The following is a 15202-nucleotide window of genomic DNA, read 5'->3' as shown; positions in this document are numbered from 1 at the left end:
GGTTGTACCTGTGTACCGATTTGTCGCCAGAGTAGGGTGGCGGAGGCCAGAAATGACTGACAACCGACCCTATTAGACGTGTTATTCGATGCGTGTTCCAACGGCTTCGCCGGCGAGGAACGCGTCGATCGACTCCAGTCCGAAAATCGAGGCCGGGGCATCGAGCTCGAGTAACGTCCGTACTTTTCCCGCCATGCCGCCGGTAACGTCCGTCGACTCGCTTTCACCGAGAATTGAGTCGACATCCTCGAACGACGTGATTCGGTCGACGACCTCCTCGTTGTCGTCGAGGACGCCGGGGACAGTCGAACAAAGCCCGATACGATTCGCCTCGAGCGCTCGAGCCAGTTCCGTAACCAGTTCGTCGCCGCTGACGATCGTCGCCCCCCCGCCAGTATTTACGACGAGATCTCCGTAGAGCACGGGAACGAAACCCTCCTCGAGCATCGTTTCGATCTGTCCGGTCGGCAGGTGAAGCGTTCCGGATTCGTCGCGATGAGCCACAGAAAACGGGTGCACCGGGATCGCCGGAACATCCTGTTCGTGCAGCCGAGAGAGGACGAACCGATTCAGCGTTTCCATCGCGCCGTGAATATCCATCGCCGGTCCGATCTCGTCCGTCCCCTCGGTCGTCGTAACGCCGTGCTCACTCGCGTGATGGTGACCGAAGCTCCCGCCGCCGTGGACGATAACGAGCCCGTCCTCGAGCGCCCCGTCGCCCATGGCCGAAGCGATCGCGGTTGCCGATCGCTCGAGGGCAGGTCCATCGAGCGTTTCGGCGCGATCCTTGTCGGTAATGACGCTTCCGCCGAGTTTCAAAATGGTCGTGCTCATTCCAATCTTCGCACCCCGTCCTCGGCGAGTTCCGCGCGAAACGCGTCTTCGCACCCGGGGGTGAACTTCAGCGCCGTTTCGGTCGCTTCGGTGGGATCGAGGGCGACGATACAGCCGCCGCCTCCCGAGCCAGTCAGCTTCGCGCCGTAGGCGTCAGCGTCTCGCGCCGCCCAGACCATCGCATCGAGCGAACGCGCCGAGACGCCGAGCGCAGAGAGCAGTCCGTGGTTGAAGTCCATCAATCGACCGATCTCCTCGATATCCCCGTTCTGGAGCGCCTGTTCACCGTTTCGAACGATGTTCCCGATCGACTCGACGGTATCGGACGCGAACTCGTACTCCTCGCGCAGGTCTCGGACGCCCGCGACGAGTTTTCCCGTGTCACCCGCGCCGCCGTCGAACCCGATCACGATCGGGAGATCCGGCGCGTCGATCGAGCGACAGTCGTCGCCTTCGACCCGGACCGCACCGCCGGTTGCAGAGCAAAACGTGTCCGCTCGCGAGGCCTGCCCCTCCTGGACCTCGTACTCGGTCTGGAACGCCCGTTCTGCAATTTCGTCGATCTCGAGGGTGGTGCCGAGTTCTCGCGTTCCCGCATCGATCGCCGCGACGGCGACAGCGGCCGAAGAGCCGAGCCCCGCCCCGAGTGGGATGTCGCTCTCGATCGTGACGTCGAAGCCGACATCCTCCCGACCGGTTACGGACCGAACCTGCGAAATCGCTTCGTCGACGTATCCCGTCGCCGCCGCGAGTAGCGACTCGGAAACGTCGATATCGGGCTCTTCTTCGGTCCGTCCACTGTACTCGACGGTAAACCCGTCAAGACTGAGATCCTCGGCTTCGACCCGAATCTTCTCGTCGTCGCGTCGTTCGACGTCGACTCGCGCCCGTTGCTCGATCGCACACGGTACCGCGGGTTCACCGTAGACGACTGCATGCTCCCCGAATAAATACACCTTGCCGGGAGCGCTCGAGAGTGCCATTAGCGACAGATTCGCGCCTCCCGGCTTAATACCTGTCCTCTGTCCGCCCCCTGCAATCGATCCACATGCCAAGTGGTCCGGGCGGTCGCCTCGAGGAAATTCCGCCTCGATAATTCGTCCCGTGGCTGGTTACGGAGAATCAAGGAGAAAGCCTCGCGCTTCAGCGCGGGGAGGATGTCAAAGAATCAACGCAGCCAGAAGCTGGTAGGCGATCCCGATCGCGAAAATCGCGAACAGGATACCGGTAGCCAGTATCACTGCCGGGGGCATCCGTCCTTTCTCGAACGTGAAGAGATACTGTCTCATACGTGTACTGTCGGGTCTCTGTAGGTATGTCTTTCGTTGCCCGATCCGCCGGTTGTTGGTAGCTGGTCCGATACGGTGTAGTCGGACTTATGGCCCTGTCACTACAACCCTCGAGCAAATGTCGCTGGTCCTGCCGAGCGAACTCGTCGTCGATAGATTTCTTCCGACGGTTCGAGCGATGCTCGCAACACGCCTTTCCGAACGCGGAATGACACAAAAAGAGATCGCAGCCAATCTAAGCGTTACCCAGGCTGCGATCAGCAAATACGTCGCAGGGGAGGCAAACGGAGACGAACGCTTCCGAACCGATCCGGACACGGTGGCGACGGTCGACCGACTCGCGGAGGGACTTCACAGCGGAGAGATGGACGGCTACGATGCGCTCGCGGAACTCCTCGCGCTCGTACAACGACTCGAGGATCGGGGCCCCATCTGCGAACTTCACGAAGAGGAGATGCCCGAACTGCAGGGACTCGGGTGTGATCTCTGCGTTCGGGGACTCGATACGGACGTTCGAGTCGAACGAGACGTTCTCGCGAACGTCCGGTCGGCCGCGCGTACGCTCGCGACGATCCCCGGCATGGCCGAGTACGTTCCGAACGTCGGAACCAACGTCGGGATGGCGCTACCGAATGCGGGCGACGAAACCGATGTCGCCGCGATTCCCGGCCGAATCTACTCGATGAGCGGCCGCGTCGAAGTGCCCGCAAACCCCGAGTTCGGGGCCTCGAATCACGTCTCAACCGCACTGCTGGCGGCCGGTTCGACCGATCCGGAAACCCGAGGCGCGATCAATATCGCGACCGACGACCGCCTGCTCGAGGCCGCGACCGCGCTCGGGTACGAGCCCCTCGAGTTCGACGCCGACTACGAGGATCGCGGCGAGCACCTCCGTGATCGGTTCGAAGAGCGAGGTGGCGTCCCGCTGGTGGCCTCCCATCGAGGTGCGTTCGGAATCGAACCCATCACGTTCGTGTTCGGAGCGACGGCAGCAGATGCCGCCGAGCGCGTCCAAGAACTGGTCGACGCGACCGCAAACTGAACCCCTATCAATCGTTCGTTGGCACAGTATCCGAGTCCAGCAGCTATCGTGTTCCCAGCGGACGCTCAGCTATCGGTGGATTACAGAATAGTGAAAATTCGCGCTTCCTTAGACCATACTCTCGAAGTCCTCGAGGGAGTAGGACGGTTCGGCACCGCGCTTGTCGAGGACTTCGTTCGCGAGCAGCCAGTAGACGACCGAGAGCGCCTTTCGGCCCTTGTTGTTCGTCGGAACGACGAGGTCGACGTTACTGGTCTGGTTGTTCGAGTCACACATTGCGATGACGGGAATCCCGACGGTGATGGCCTCCTTGACGGCCTGGGCGTCACCGATCGGGTCCGTGACGACGACGACATCGGGTTCGATGTAGCCGTCGTACTTTGGATTGGTGAGCGTCCCCGGGATGAATCGACCCGTTCGCGCTCGAGCGCCGACGGCCTCGGCGAACTTCTCCGCCGGGAAGCGGCCGTACTGGCGACTCGAGGTGACGAGGACTTGCTCGGCGTCGTAGTTCGAGAGGAAGTCCGCGGCCGTTCGGATACGGCCGTCGGTCTTCGAGACGTCGAGGACGTAGAGACCGTCGGTTCGGACGCGGTGGATGAACCGCTCCATGTCGGCGGTCTTTTGCTGGGTACCGATGTGGACACCGGCACCGAGGTAATCCTCGACGGGGATGAGCAGATCCGCTTCCTCGTCCGACATTACGTCGTCGTCGAGAGTTGGACCTGCGTCTTCCTCGGTTGATTCGGCCTCGGCCGGTTCGTCGGCGTCGGCGGACTGTTCGTCTACTGGCTCGACGTCGTCGGCGGGATCGGCGGCGGGACCAGCCCCTTCGGCTGGCTCCTCGTCGATCTCCTCCTCGGCGGCGTCAAGCCCTTCCTGTTGTGCGTCGTTTTCAGTCATGTCGCGTCGTCTGCGATTCTGATGAGCTCGTTGAGCTTTGCGGTTCGCTCGCCGCCGACAGCACCCGTCTTGATGAACGGGGCATCGGTCGCGACGGCGAGGTGTGCGATCGTCGTGTCTTCGGTCTCGCCCGAACGGTGGGAGACGACCGAATCGTAGCCGTTCTCGGTCGCGAGTTCGATCGCGTCGAAGGCGTCGGTGAGCGTCCCGATCTGGTTCGGTTTGATCAGGATGCTGTTTGCCGCGCCGCGATCGATCCCGGTCGCGAGTCGCTCGGTGTTGGTGACGAACAGATCGTCACCGCAGATGAGCGTTCTGTCTGCTCGCGGGCCCTGCCCGCTCGCACTATCCGCGGCATTACGCGCCGCGCTGCCGACTCTGTCGGTCAGCTTCGCGAAGGCATCGTAGTCGTTCTCGTCGAGGGGATCCTCGACGTAGACGAGGTCGTATTCGTCGACGAGTGTTGCGATATATTCGATCTGTTCGTCCGTGTTACAGGTCGTCTCGCTGTACTCGTAGACGCCCTCGTCCTCGTCGTACATCTCCGCGGCGGCGACGTCAAGCCCGAAGCCGATTTCGAAGCCGACCTCATCGGAGACGGTCGAGACGGCCTCGTCAACGAGTTCGAACGCTTCGTCGTCGTCGATCGACGGTGCCCACGCGCCCTCGTCGCCTTTCCCGCAGGCGACATCGCGTTCTGCGAGCAATTGTGCAACCGTCTCGTGAACGGCCGCGTTCGCGAAGACGGCATCGGCGACGCTCGGCGCGCCGACGGGTGCCGACAGGAACTCCTGGATGTCCGTCGCGTCGGCGGCGTGTTCGCCGCCGCCGACGACGTTGCCCAGCGGAATCGGGAAGTTCTGCCCGCGGAAGGTTCCACCGAGATGCTGGAACAGCGGGGCACCAAGCACGTCGGCACCCGCTTTCGCCGCGGCCATCGAGATGGCGACGGCGCTGTTGGCACCAATCTTCGAGAAGTCGTCGGTGCCGTCCGCGGCGCGGAGTGCACCGTCGACCTCCCGCTGGTTGCCCGCATAGGTTTCACCGACGAGTCGTGGAACAGCATGTTCCCGTGCTGCTGCGATCGCCTCACTGGCTGGGCGTTCGATCGCTTCGTATTCGCCCGTGCTGGCTCCCGACGGAGCCGCAGCACGACCGAATCCGCCGCTTTCGGTCAGCACGTCAGCCTCGACGGTTGGGTTCCCCCGCGAGTCGAGTATTCGGCGGAGCCGAACGTCGGTGATCAGCGTCATTGGTTCCCTCGTTTGACCGTAAACGGCAGTGCATCGGCGTCGTACTCTTCGGCGGCGACGAGAATCGGCTCGGTCTGGTCGGTGTCGATTAGAACGGGCGCACCGTAGGACACCTGCAGGGCTCGAGCGCCGAGGATTCGTGCCTTCTCATAACGGTTGTAGTGTTGCTGTTGCATTACTGGTATGGTGAGACGACGTCGACGAGGTCACGGTGAGAGACGAGCATGCGCCGACAGCAGTAGCGCTCAACCCCGAGTTCGTCCAGCACCGCTTCGGGATCTTCGTCTCCGTCGTTTGCTCGCTCGTCAAATTCTTCCCAGTGTTCGGCGACGACGTTACCACACGTGAAACACCGGACCGGTACCATCATATCTGAATCACCTTAGCGGTACGATTTCTGGTAGCGGGCCCGAGCGCCCGGGCCGCCCCACTTTTTGGGTTCGGACTGTCGAACGTCGTTGACGAGCAACGACCGATCGAACTCCAGGTACGCGTCGCGGAGTTCAGCGTCGTTCGAATGCTGAACGATGCCGCGTGCGATGGCGGTTCGGACGGCGTCTGCCTGTCCGCTGATTCCGCCACCCTCGACGCGAACGTCGATGTCGACCCCACTTCGGAGGTCGTCACCAGCGATACGGAACGGTTCGAGCATCTTGAGCCGGGACATTTCCGGCTCGACCAGCTCGACCGGCTGGGAGTTGATTCTGACACGACCCTCGCCGTCCTGTACGGTTGCGCGAGCGACGGCAGTCTTCTTTTTACCACTTGTGTTCGTTACCATGTGACGTTAGCACCTAACTGTTCTGCGACTTCGTGAAGGTGAACGAAGCGGATGTTCGAGAGGCGATCGAGCGACGTATCCTCGAGAACCTCTGCCTCGTGGTCGTCGTTGTGTTCGTAGGGGTTGCCGACGTAGACGCGAACGCTTTCGAACGCCTCGCGACCGCGTGGCTTCTTGTGTGGCAACATCCCTCGGATGGATCGCTTGAAGATCATGTCCGGACGACGTGGGTACGCAGGATCCTTATCCGAACTGAGCTGGGTCCGCGTCCGGTAGTTGTCGAAGACGTCCTCTCTGTCGCCGGTGATAACCGCATCTTCGGCGTTGACCACGGCAACGGTCTCGCCGTCAAGCGCACGCTGTGCGACCTGACTGGCGACGCGACCGAGGATACAGTCTCGGGCATCGACGACGACGTCTGCATCGAACTCTGCGTAGCTCATGCGATCACCCGGACGTTGCTTCCTTCTGGGTTTTCTTCGAGCACTTGCTCGAGCGGTACTGGCTCGCCGACCTGGTCGATCTTCGTCTCTGCCGACGACGAGAAGTCGACGGCGGCGACGGTGACGTTTTTCTGCAGTGCGCCTGAACCCAGCACTTTGCCGGGAACGACGACTGTCTCTTCTTCTCGTGCGTATCGTTCGATGCGACCCAGGTTCACTTCCGCGTGACTCCGTCGGGGTTTCTCGAGACGATCCGCGATATCACGCCAGACATCTGCGTCCGCGCTACGTGAGGCGGACTTCAGCTCGGCGATAAGATCGTTGAGCCTCGGATTGGTTTTACTACTCATTGGTGTCCTCCAAATACTGCAAAGCTGGGACTCTCGACGTGAGAGTCCCGAAGAAGTGATGCAGGGAGCAGGATTTGAACCTGCGGACTCCTACGAGACAGCGCCCTGAACGCTGCGCCGTTGGCCTGACTTGGCTATCCCTGCCCGCACTTCCATCTACCCCTCGCCCCTTCAAACCCCTTTCGATTCGAGTGACTGCAGGCGCGCCGCTCTCGTAGCGTACGGCGTCGGCGGCCATCGTCTGGGTGTGAGAGAGTTGGGGTAGTGTCATCCGTTGATTATAGCTGTACTGCTTCTTCGAGTTCCGTCGCGCGAGCCTCGAGCGATTCGACGGCTCGGGTGACGAGTTCGTCGACGGTAAACGATCCGTCGGTTTCGACGTGGAAGACGAAGGCGTCCGGCACGTCTTCGACGCTGACTTCCTTGCCGGGATACCGGTTTGACAGATCGTCGTCGAACTCGCTCGTCGGGACCAACTCGCCGTCGTCCTCGATCACGCCGCGAACGATCTGGGACCGTTCGTCCTCGAACTCGGGAAGGTCGCCTTCGACTTCCACGCGCTGGAGATGTCGGTAACCGACCGCCACGCCGCCCTGATGTTTGGCGTGGTCTTTCCCGCGTTCGATGAGGGCGTCGGCCTCGGCTTCGAGACGCTGGTCGTCTTTGAGATCGATGATCGGAACGTTGTCCTCGGCCGGCTGGACGAGGCTGTCACTCGAGACGAGATCGCCCGAGTATGCGGTTCCTGGCCCTTCGACGTCGATCGAGAGCGTGACGGTATCGCCGTCAACGAACTCGCCTTCGGGTGGGGTCGTCAGCGGGACGAGCCCGAGTCGAAGTGCGAGCTGTTCGTCGAACATCACCGACGAGTTCTCGATGAATCGCACTTCGTCGATAGCCATCGTCGGCACGTCGGCGACCATCGCTCGACGGAGGCCGTTTGCGAACGCGGGTGTGACTCCGCGGACGAGGAATCTGGCTTTTCGATCCCCGGTTTCGACGAACTCGACGTCGTACTCTTCTGTCATGGGTTTAGTAACCGCCTTTGCCTTTCGGTGCACGCGATCCGTCGTGCGGGATCGGCGTGACGTCTTCGATGCGACCGATCTCGATGCCGGAGCGGGCGAGCGCGCGAATCGTCGCCTGTGCGCCGGGACCGGGTGACTTCTGTAGGTTGCCACCTGGGCCGCGAACGCGGACGTGAAGGCCCGTGATACCGGCGGCTTTGACTTCTTCAGCGACCCCTTCGGCCATCTGCATGGCGGCGTACGGCGACGCTTCGTCGCGGTTTTGCTTGACCGCGGTCCCACCGGAGGACTTCGCGATCGTCTCCGCGCCCGTGAGGTCGGTCACGGTCATGATGGTGTTGTTGAACGATGCGTGTACGTGGGCAACGCCCCATTTTTCGTCGTCTGCCATGTTATTGTCCCTCCGCTCGTTCCGGGTGCAGTTCGTCCGCGAGTGGACTGTTCTCGTCGAACTCGATGTCGTCTTCCTCGTCGATGTCGACGACGTAGGACGGCACCGTGTGTCGACGGTCGTCGACCTTCACGTGGCCGTGACCGATGAACTGGCGCGCCTGCTGTGGCGTGTTTGCCAGTCCGTTTCGGTAGACGAGCGTCTGCAGACGACGCTCGAGGACATCCTCGATTTCCAGTGAGAGGATATCGCCGAGTTCGTCCGCTTCGTCGAGGTAGCCGACACGTGCGAGCCGACCGAGGAACTCCTCGGTACGGCGGGCGACGACTTCGTCGTCGGCAGACTGTGCGAGCAGGTCACGAGCCTCGCGTCGGTAGGAGCGAAGCTGGGACTGTGCACGCCAGAGTTCTTCTTTGTTCGCCAGCCCGTAGCGGTCGAGCAGCGAGTGTTCGCTCGCGATACGCTCGCCCTGATACGGATGGTTCGGCGTTTCGTAGTTTTTGGTGTTGGTTCCGAGTGGCATTATTCGTCATCCTCCTCGGCGGCAGCTTCCTCTGCCTGCTCTTCTCGGATCTCTTCGACGTTGACTCCGATGGTCCCCTCGGTACGGCCCGTGGACTTGGTTCGCTGACCGCGAACCTTCTGGCCCCGCTTGTGGCGGGCGCCTTTGTAGGAGTCGATCATCTTCATCCGGTTGATATCTTGCTGTCGAGTCAACTGGAGGTCGTTGCCGATCTCGTGGGTGGTTTCGCCGGTGTAGAAGTCTCGCTGGCGGTTCGTGAGCCACTCAGGGACTTCATCGGCGTAGTTTTCGACGAGTTCGACGACCTCTTCGATGACATCTTCGTCGAGGCGACCGAAGGTTGCGGTCCGGTCGACCTTGGCTTCCTCCGCGATGATACGGGCGGTCCGTCGACCGACTCCGTTCAGTTCGGACAGGGACCGTTCGACGGATTTCGTCCCGTCGAGGTCGGTCTGGCCGATGCGGACGAAGTACTGAAGATCTTCATCGTCCTCTTGTTCTTGTGGTTCTTCCTCGCTCATATGTCGTGTATCTCTGTCTTTCGTTCGCGTACTGCGGACTGACGCAAGCGCGTCAGTGATGTGTATCCGACGTCGTGGCGGGGATTTGAACCCCGGAGGCTTGACGCCACATGGTTAGCAACCATGCGCCTTGGGCCGCTTGGCTACCACGACACCGTGTCTCGTATTATCGCCCTTCCGGACTCGGGGACTCGTCCCCTACACGTATCGCATTGGTTGCTACCCTCGTCGGGTACTTAAGGGCAACGAAAGGAACTGCACGAAGGGCCCGCCCGCTCGAGCCGACGTCGTCTTCGTCCGGGAACTCATACTTCCGGCTGTACGTCGTTCACCATTCTCGTCGCCCCAGGGGTGCGAGAATCTTCACATAGTTACAGCCGTCAGTATCAATCGTTCTGGCATTGGTGTGAACCAATTGAACTTATTGTGGTCGAACCGAAAGGCGCAGTAACTGGTGTCCCGAAACGATCTCGCCCTCCGAGTCGGTGCCGCGCTGGTCGCCATCGTCGCTATCGGACTAGCCGCAGCCACTGTCCGCTCTCCCATCGAAACCGGCGGATCCGGAGGATCAGGCGGGGGAAGTGGGACCGGAACTGGCTCCGGGAACGGACCAGCGCAACCGGGAGTTAGCGGTGAAGGCGTCCCACAATTTTTCGAGTACCTCGTCTACGCGTTACTCGTTATCGTCGCGATAGCGCTCGCCTGGTACCTGCTCTTCCATCGGCGAGAGCTCCTCCGATTGGCTGCTGTCGTCGTCGCGGCGTGTATCGTTCTCGTTGTACTGGTGTGGCTGTTCACCGAGTTCGGTCCCGAACCGAGCTTCGAACTCTCGAACGAGACAGTCGACGAACCGGCTGCGGAAGGCGGCGGTGATCCCGGCGAAGGAGAAGGGGACATCACCCCAATTTCGCTCGCCCCATTGCTGGGTGTGCTGGGAGTCATCACCGCTATCTTCGTCGGCGCACTCGTGCTCACGAATCGGCGATCCGACGAGGACGAGCTCGCCGCTGAGGCAAAGTCGGCTCTCGAGGGCGAAGACGACGCCGAGCAGGCCGCCGTCGGCAAAGCGGCCGGGCGAGCTGCGACGCGGATCGAAGCGACTGACGAGGACGGAATAGATAACGAAGTGTACCGCGCGTGGGAGGAGATGACCGGACTTCTCGAGGTCGATCGGCCGGAGACGAGTACGCCGCGGGAGTTCGCGGATGCGGCGATAGACGCTGGGCTAGCCCGCCATCACGTCGAAGACCTCACGCGGTTGTTCGAGGACGTCCGTTACGGTGGCGCGGAGACGACCGACGAGATGGAAGACCGCGCCGTTTCGGTTCTCCGACAGATCGAAACGGAGTACGCGGTGGATGGGGCCCCGGACGAGCACCCGAATGGGGGCGCTGGAGCGACGGCGACGGAATTCGGGGGTGACCAGCGATGAGCGTCCGAACCGGGTGGCTCGCGCTCGGCGTCGTCACGTTCCTCGGCGCGTTAATCGTCCTCACTGGAGTCTATAGCGTCGGTATCGGTCAGGGCTCACTTATCGTGGTCGGCTGTGGGCTCTTGCTTGGCGGCGTCTCCGCGCTCTCTCGTCGACGCGGTGTCAGGGAACAAACCGGAACGCCGGATCCCGAACGAACCTATCACGTCCCAACGCCGGGGACCTCGCTCAGGGAAACGATCGGTCAGTTCCGTCAGGCGACTGGAGATTACACCGTCATGAGTCGGCGGTTCGTCGACGGACTCCGCGGCGGTGTCGTTGCAGTCCTCACGAGGTTCGAAGGCCATTCCGTCGAGGAGGCGACGACACAACTCGAGACCGGCGAGTGGACGGCCGACAAGGAGGCGGCCGCCTTTCTCTCCGAATCGGTCGACCAACCGTCGCGCCCGCTCCGGAAGCGACTCGCAGCCGCGCTCGACCGAGAAACAATGTTCCGTGTCGGTATCCGCCGTGCCGGGGCGAGCATCGCTGCTGTCGGGTACGGGAGAGAATCAGCTCGCTCGGTTCCGGATTCGCTCCCGAAATACGAGGAAGCCGACGAGGACGAACGAAACTCACGAACGACGACCAAACAGATAACGGGCACCGAACAGTCCCGTCGACGATCGACCGAGTACTGGACCGGCGTCGGTGCCGTTGCCCTGTTCGCGGTCGGTCTCGGCGTTCTGGCGGAGTCGTCTGCCGTCGTCCTCGCCGGCGTTGTCGGCGTCGGCTACGCCGGCTTCGCTCGGGCCTTTGAGCCGCCGGTCCCCGAAATCGACCTCGAGCGGACGCTCGGAACGGAGGAGCCGGAGCCAGGCGATGAGGTCGACGTCGAACTGACAGTGACCAACGAGAGCGGCCGATTACTTCCGGACGTCAGACTCATCGACGGCGTTCCGGCGGGTCTCAACGTCACCGACGGGACGGCACGGGTCGGAACCGCGTTGCGTCCAGGCGAATCGGTCACGCTGGAGTACACCGTCACCGCCCGTCGCGGTACGCACGACTTCGATCCCGCGCTCGTGCTCACGCGTGATCTCTCCCGCTCGACCGAGCAAGAGTTCTATATCGAGTGCGAGACGACGGTCGCCTCGAATCCCGTACTGCGCCCCATCGCATCAGCGGTGCCGCTTCGAGCGACCGCGGCGTCGTTTTCCGGTCGCCTCCAGACGGCCGACGGGGGATCGGGGACCACCTTCCACTCCGTCAGAGAGTACCGCCGAAACGACCCGCTCAACCGAATCGACTGGAATCGCCACGCGCGGACGGGCGAACTCGCGACGCTCGAGTTTCACGAGGAACGTGCCGCACGGGTCGTTGTTCTGCTCGACACCCGGAAGGCGTCCTACCTCGCGCCGACGCCCGACGAACGACACGCCGTCGATCGGTCAGTGGCGGCGGCAGGACGAACGGCCGCGACGCTCCTCGAAAACGGCGATACCGTTGGTCTCGCCGCAATAGGTCCGAGCCGATCGACGAAACCCGCCGCCTCTTCAACCCACGATCCTTGCTGGCTGGCACCGGGAGCGGGACGGCACCACCGAGTTCAGTTCGAGCAGTTGCTCGCATCGCATCCGCAGTTCTCGACCGTTCCGCCGGAACGAGAGACCCACTGGTACGGACAGCTTCGAACGCTCCGTCGACGGTTCTCCTCGGAAACACAGGTTCTTCTGTTTTCGCCGCTATGTGATCCGGAGAGCCTCGAAATCGCCCAGCGGTTGGAGGCACATGGACATCCGGTGACCGTCGTCTCCCCCGATCCGACGGCCGAGCGGACGACTGCCCAGCAACTGGCTCGAGTCGGCAGGCGGATCAGGCGGTTTGACCTCCAGCGGGCGGGGATTCCCGTCGTCGACTGGGCCCCCGAAGAGACAATCGATGAAGTGTTCGCGCGCATGCACGCAGGTGATCAGCGATGAACGAACTCACGCGCCAGCCCACCACGCTCTCCGGATCGGTCGCAGTCGCCGGTGCGGTTGTCGCAGTGCTCGCCGCCGGCATCGGATCGGGATACGGACTCGGCGTCGGGTTCCTCGGATTGGCCACCCTCGCGTTCGGACTCATTCGAGGACATCGCGGTGCCATCGACATCGGCTCGCTGACGATCTTTGTCGGCGTCGTCGTCAGCGGATTACAGGGAGAATCCGTCGAACTGACCGTCCTCGCAACTATCGGTGTCGTTCTCGCGTGGGATCTCGGTCAGGATGCGACGGATCTCGGCGAGCAACTCGGGCGGGAAGCCGAAACGAGACGGCTCGAGGCGGTCCACATCATCTCGAGTATCCTGATCGGCCTCGTCGCGGCGACGGTCGGCTACGGAGTCTATATCTTCGCATCCGACGGCCAACCCGTTGCCGGCGTCGTCTTGTTGGTCCTGGCGGCGGCGTTTCTCGTCGTCGCCCTCGGCTCGAGTCAACGGCGAGGAGAGTGGAAGGGGAAAAATCGATAGCTTCGCAGGAAGTTGGTTCGGCGGCTATTTAGCTAATTACTCGCCGTCGAAACGTCTGGACCGTCGTCGAGGTACTTCTCGTTGACGACCCAGTGGCCGTCGTCGTCCCTGACCATGTACTCGCCGTAGTACGGAACTCGGCTTTCGACGACGTCGTGGAACGCGTCGCGGATTTCGGGTTTGGACATCTCACCCATCGGTTTGAGGTCGTCGTTGCGATTGAGACAGCCCTTGAGATAGCCCTCGTGAGTCACTCGCACACGGTGGCAGTTCGCACAGAACGTCGGGTTTTCGACCGGATCGACGATTTCGACCATCCCTCGACCGGATTCGGACGGCTCCGGCGCTCCGTCACTCGAGTCCTCGGCACTGATCCAGTAGCGTTTCCGATCGTGCATCTCCCGGTGCTTGACCTCGTCGGCCTGTTCTTCGAGCCAATTGTGGACGCGGTCGATGTCGATCGCCCACTCCGGCTTGCCGGTCAGCTCCGGCATGTACTCGATGAGCTGGAGCTGGAGACCTTCGTTTTCGGCGACGTGATCGACCATCTCGGGGACGTACCCCGCCGTGTGTTCGAAGACGACCATGTTGAGCTTGACCGGATCCAATCCAGCCTCGAGCGCCGCGTCGACGCCTTCGAGGACCTTGTCGTAGGCCCCGCTCTTGGTGACCGCGGCGAAGTCGTCCGGATCGAGCGCGTCCTGGGAAACATTGACCCGCTCGAGTCCCGCCTCGACGAGGTCGGGCGCGCGCCCGGGGAGAAACGTGCCGTTGGTCGTCAGCGAGACTTCCATCGAATCGGGCGTTCGAGAGATGATTTCCTCTAGATCCTGGCGAAGCATCGGTTCGCCGCCGGTGAACTTCACTGCGTCTACGTCGAACTCTTCGGCGACCTCGAGAAATCGAACCACGTCGTCGGTCCCCATCTCGTCGTCCTGTGGATCCATCGGTCCACGGGTATCGCCCAGCCCTTCGTTGTGACAGTAGACACAATCGAAATTACACCGATCGGTGAGTGAAACGCGAACCCCAGTGACGTCGCGTCCGAACTCGTCGGTGAGCATACTCGTCCCTTGCAGACGGATCCGCTTAAAGACGCCGGGAAATACCGACACACGTAACCAAAATAGGTTTCTCCTTTCAAAAGTCCGACGACCGTTCGCTAGGGGGAGTCCTTCTTGAGTGTAGTCGTCGTAGTTCGGTGCATGAGTACGATTGCGGAACTAACGATCCCCACCGATGAATTCGCGCTCCGTGAAACCCTCGAGTCAGTCGACGACGTTTCCGTCGAAATCGAACGCGTCGTCGCTCACGGCCCCGATCACGTCATGCCCTATGTCTGGATCTCCGGGACCGAATCGTCGATGTCGGGGATCGACGAGCTGCTCGAGGAAGATCCGAGCGTCGACGAAAGCGACCTTCTTACGGATCTCGGCGACGAACGACTGTATCGACTGAGCTGGATCGACGACGTAACGATGATCGTCCACATCCTCACCGAGGAGAAGGCCACAATCTTGCAGGCCGCGAGCGAAGGACGGTGGTGGCAGTTCCGAGTCCTCTTTCCCGAACGCGAGTCGCTGGCTAACACCTACGACTTCGCGACCGAGCAGGGGTTTTCGCTGGATATTCAGAAGATCCACCAGTTAGACGAGGGGCGGCAAGGCCGCTACGGATTGACGGACGCCCAGTACGAAACGCTGGTCGCGGCGCTCGAGGGTGGCTACTACGAAATCCCTCGAAACGTCGATATGGAGTCGCTCTCGAACGATCTCGATATTTCACACCAGGCCTTATCCGAACGACTTCGACGCGCGCATCGGTCACTGGTCGAAGAGGCGGTCACGATCGGTCACGGCGAGGAGGACTCGGAAGCGGCCAAGGGAATCGAACCCGACGCGACCAATTAACGGGACCGGGA

At 62.0% G+C, this 15202-nt stretch carries 20 protein-coding genes and 2 tRNA genes; 5 read left to right on the top strand and 17 right to left on the bottom strand.

The features are described from left to right. Nucleotides 1-81: 81 nt before the first annotated feature. From ACYQ14_RS16075 to ACYQ14_RS16065, 3 genes are all read right to left on the bottom strand, one after another. Complete coding sequence (locus tag ACYQ14_RS16075) at nt 82-834, bottom strand: isopentenyl phosphate kinase (protein WP_459889370.1); 753 nt, start codon at nt 832-834, stop codon at nt 82-84. Continuing rightward, on the bottom strand, nt 831-1817 hold the full coding sequence (gene mvk / locus ACYQ14_RS16070; protein WP_459889369.1) for a mevalonate kinase: 987 nt from the start codon (nt 1815-1817) through the stop codon (nt 831-833). Before mvk ends, ACYQ14_RS16075 begins: the two co-directional genes overlap by 4 nt. A 177-nt stretch (nt 1818-1994) precedes the next feature. Further along, nucleotides 1995-2123, bottom strand: a complete 129-nt coding sequence (locus ACYQ14_RS16065) for a hypothetical protein (protein ID WP_459889368.1) — start codon at nt 2121-2123, stop codon at nt 1995-1997. 118 nt (nt 2124-2241) lie between these two features. Here ACYQ14_RS16065 and ACYQ14_RS16060 point away from each other — a divergent pair, with 118 nt between their 5' ends. Next, nucleotides 2242-3165 carry a thiamine-phosphate synthase family protein gene (locus ACYQ14_RS16060; protein WP_459889367.1) on the top strand — a complete coding sequence of 308 codons (924 nt, stop codon included), beginning with the start codon at nt 2242-2244 and terminating at the stop codon, nt 3163-3165. A gap of 108 nt (nt 3166-3273) precedes the next feature. Here the strand turns inward: ACYQ14_RS16060 and rpsB are convergent, their stop codons facing one another. From rpsB to ACYQ14_RS15995, 13 genes are all read right to left on the bottom strand, one after another. Further along, nucleotides 3274-4068, bottom strand: coding sequence for a 30S ribosomal protein S2 (gene rpsB / locus ACYQ14_RS16055; protein ID WP_459889366.1), 795 nt, complete (start codon nt 4066-4068; stop codon nt 3274-3276). After that, nucleotides 4065-5321 (bottom strand): phosphopyruvate hydratase, encoded by a 1257-nt coding sequence (gene eno, locus ACYQ14_RS16050; RefSeq protein WP_459889365.1) that lies wholly within the window; start codon nt 5319-5321, stop codon nt 4065-4067. Before eno ends, rpsB begins: the two co-directional genes overlap by 4 nt. Continuing rightward, nucleotides 5318-5497 (bottom strand): DNA-directed RNA polymerase subunit K, encoded by a 180-nt coding sequence (locus ACYQ14_RS16045; protein ID WP_283835338.1) that lies wholly within the window; start codon nt 5495-5497, stop codon nt 5318-5320. Before ACYQ14_RS16045 ends, eno begins: the two co-directional genes overlap by 4 nt. Then, on the bottom strand, nt 5497-5691 hold the full coding sequence (locus tag ACYQ14_RS16040; protein ID WP_283835337.1) for a DNA-directed RNA polymerase subunit N: 195 nt from the start codon (nt 5689-5691) through the stop codon (nt 5497-5499). Before ACYQ14_RS16040 ends, ACYQ14_RS16045 begins: the two co-directional genes overlap by 1 nt. 12 nt (nt 5692-5703) lie before the next feature. Beyond that, nucleotides 5704-6102, bottom strand: a complete 399-nt coding sequence (locus tag ACYQ14_RS16035) for a 30S ribosomal protein S9 (RefSeq protein ID WP_283835336.1) — start codon at nt 6100-6102, stop codon at nt 5704-5706. Next, the gene (locus ACYQ14_RS16030) at nt 6096-6545 is read right to left on the bottom strand and encodes a 50S ribosomal protein L13 (RefSeq protein ID WP_459889364.1); all 450 of its coding nucleotides are present in this window, start codon (nt 6543-6545) and stop codon (nt 6096-6098) included. Before ACYQ14_RS16030 ends, ACYQ14_RS16035 begins: the two co-directional genes overlap by 7 nt. Then, on the bottom strand, nt 6542-6895 hold the full coding sequence (locus tag ACYQ14_RS16025) for a 50S ribosomal protein L18e (RefSeq protein ID WP_049952953.1): 354 nt from the start codon (nt 6893-6895) through the stop codon (nt 6542-6544). The genes ACYQ14_RS16030 and ACYQ14_RS16025 overlap by 4 nt, the downstream gene beginning before the upstream one ends. Nucleotides 6896-6954: 59 nt before the next feature. After that, a tRNA-Leu gene (locus tag ACYQ14_RS16020) sits at nt 6955-7039 on the bottom strand. 134 nt (nt 7040-7173) lie between these two features. Then, nucleotides 7174-7923 (bottom strand): DNA-directed RNA polymerase subunit D, encoded by a 750-nt coding sequence (locus tag ACYQ14_RS16015; RefSeq protein ID WP_459889363.1) that lies wholly within the window; start codon nt 7921-7923, stop codon nt 7174-7176. A gap of 4 nt (nt 7924-7927) precedes the next feature. After that, nucleotides 7928-8314 (bottom strand): 30S ribosomal protein S11, encoded by a 387-nt coding sequence (locus ACYQ14_RS16010; protein WP_283835330.1) that lies wholly within the window; start codon nt 8312-8314, stop codon nt 7928-7930. Nucleotide 8315: 1 nt separating this feature from the next. Beyond that, complete coding sequence (locus ACYQ14_RS16005; protein ID WP_283835328.1) at nt 8316-8837, bottom strand: 30S ribosomal protein S4; 522 nt, start codon at nt 8835-8837, stop codon at nt 8316-8318. After that, on the bottom strand, nt 8837-9358 hold the full coding sequence (locus tag ACYQ14_RS16000; RefSeq protein ID WP_459889362.1) for a 30S ribosomal protein S13: 522 nt from the start codon (nt 9356-9358) through the stop codon (nt 8837-8839). Before ACYQ14_RS16000 ends, ACYQ14_RS16005 begins: the two co-directional genes overlap by 1 nt. A 70-nt stretch (nt 9359-9428) precedes the next feature. After that, nucleotides 9429-9511 (bottom strand) — tRNA-Ser (locus tag ACYQ14_RS15995). Between the two features lie 301 nt (nt 9512-9812). On the opposite strand from ACYQ14_RS15995, the gene ACYQ14_RS15990 reads away from it, so the two are divergent. From ACYQ14_RS15990 to ACYQ14_RS15980, 3 genes are read left to right on the top strand one after another with little or no spacing between them, the layout of a single operon-like run. After that, a complete protein-coding gene (locus ACYQ14_RS15990) occupies nt 9813-10790 on the top strand; it encodes a DUF4129 domain-containing protein (RefSeq protein WP_459889361.1) in 978 nt (325 codons plus the stop codon). After that, nucleotides 10787-12751 carry a DUF58 domain-containing protein gene (locus ACYQ14_RS15985; RefSeq protein WP_459889360.1) on the top strand — a complete coding sequence of 655 codons (1965 nt, stop codon included), beginning with the start codon at nt 10787-10789 and terminating at the stop codon, nt 12749-12751. Before ACYQ14_RS15990 ends, ACYQ14_RS15985 begins: the two co-directional genes overlap by 4 nt. Then, nucleotides 12748-13281: a DUF7519 family protein gene (locus ACYQ14_RS15980; RefSeq protein WP_459889359.1), complete on the top strand. Its 534-nt coding sequence runs from the start codon at nt 12748-12750 to the stop codon at nt 13279-13281. The genes ACYQ14_RS15985 and ACYQ14_RS15980 overlap by 4 nt, the downstream gene beginning before the upstream one ends. Before the next feature lie 32 nt (nt 13282-13313). On the opposite strand, the gene moaA is transcribed toward ACYQ14_RS15980, so the two are convergent. Continuing rightward, complete coding sequence (moaA, locus tag ACYQ14_RS15975) at nt 13314-14345, bottom strand: GTP 3',8-cyclase MoaA (protein ID WP_459889358.1); 1032 nt, start codon at nt 14343-14345, stop codon at nt 13314-13316. A 141-nt stretch (nt 14346-14486) separates the two neighbouring features. Between moaA and ACYQ14_RS15970 the strand changes: the two genes are divergently transcribed. After that, nucleotides 14487-15191 (top strand): helix-turn-helix domain-containing protein, encoded by a 705-nt coding sequence (locus tag ACYQ14_RS15970; protein ID WP_459889357.1) that lies wholly within the window; start codon nt 14487-14489, stop codon nt 15189-15191. Nucleotides 15192-15202: the final 11 nt, after the last annotated feature.

It is taken from the genome of Halostagnicola bangensis, assembly GCF_054653435.1.
The sequence above is the reverse complement of the archived record's forward strand: the minus strand, read 5'-3'. Positions and strand labels throughout refer to the sequence as shown.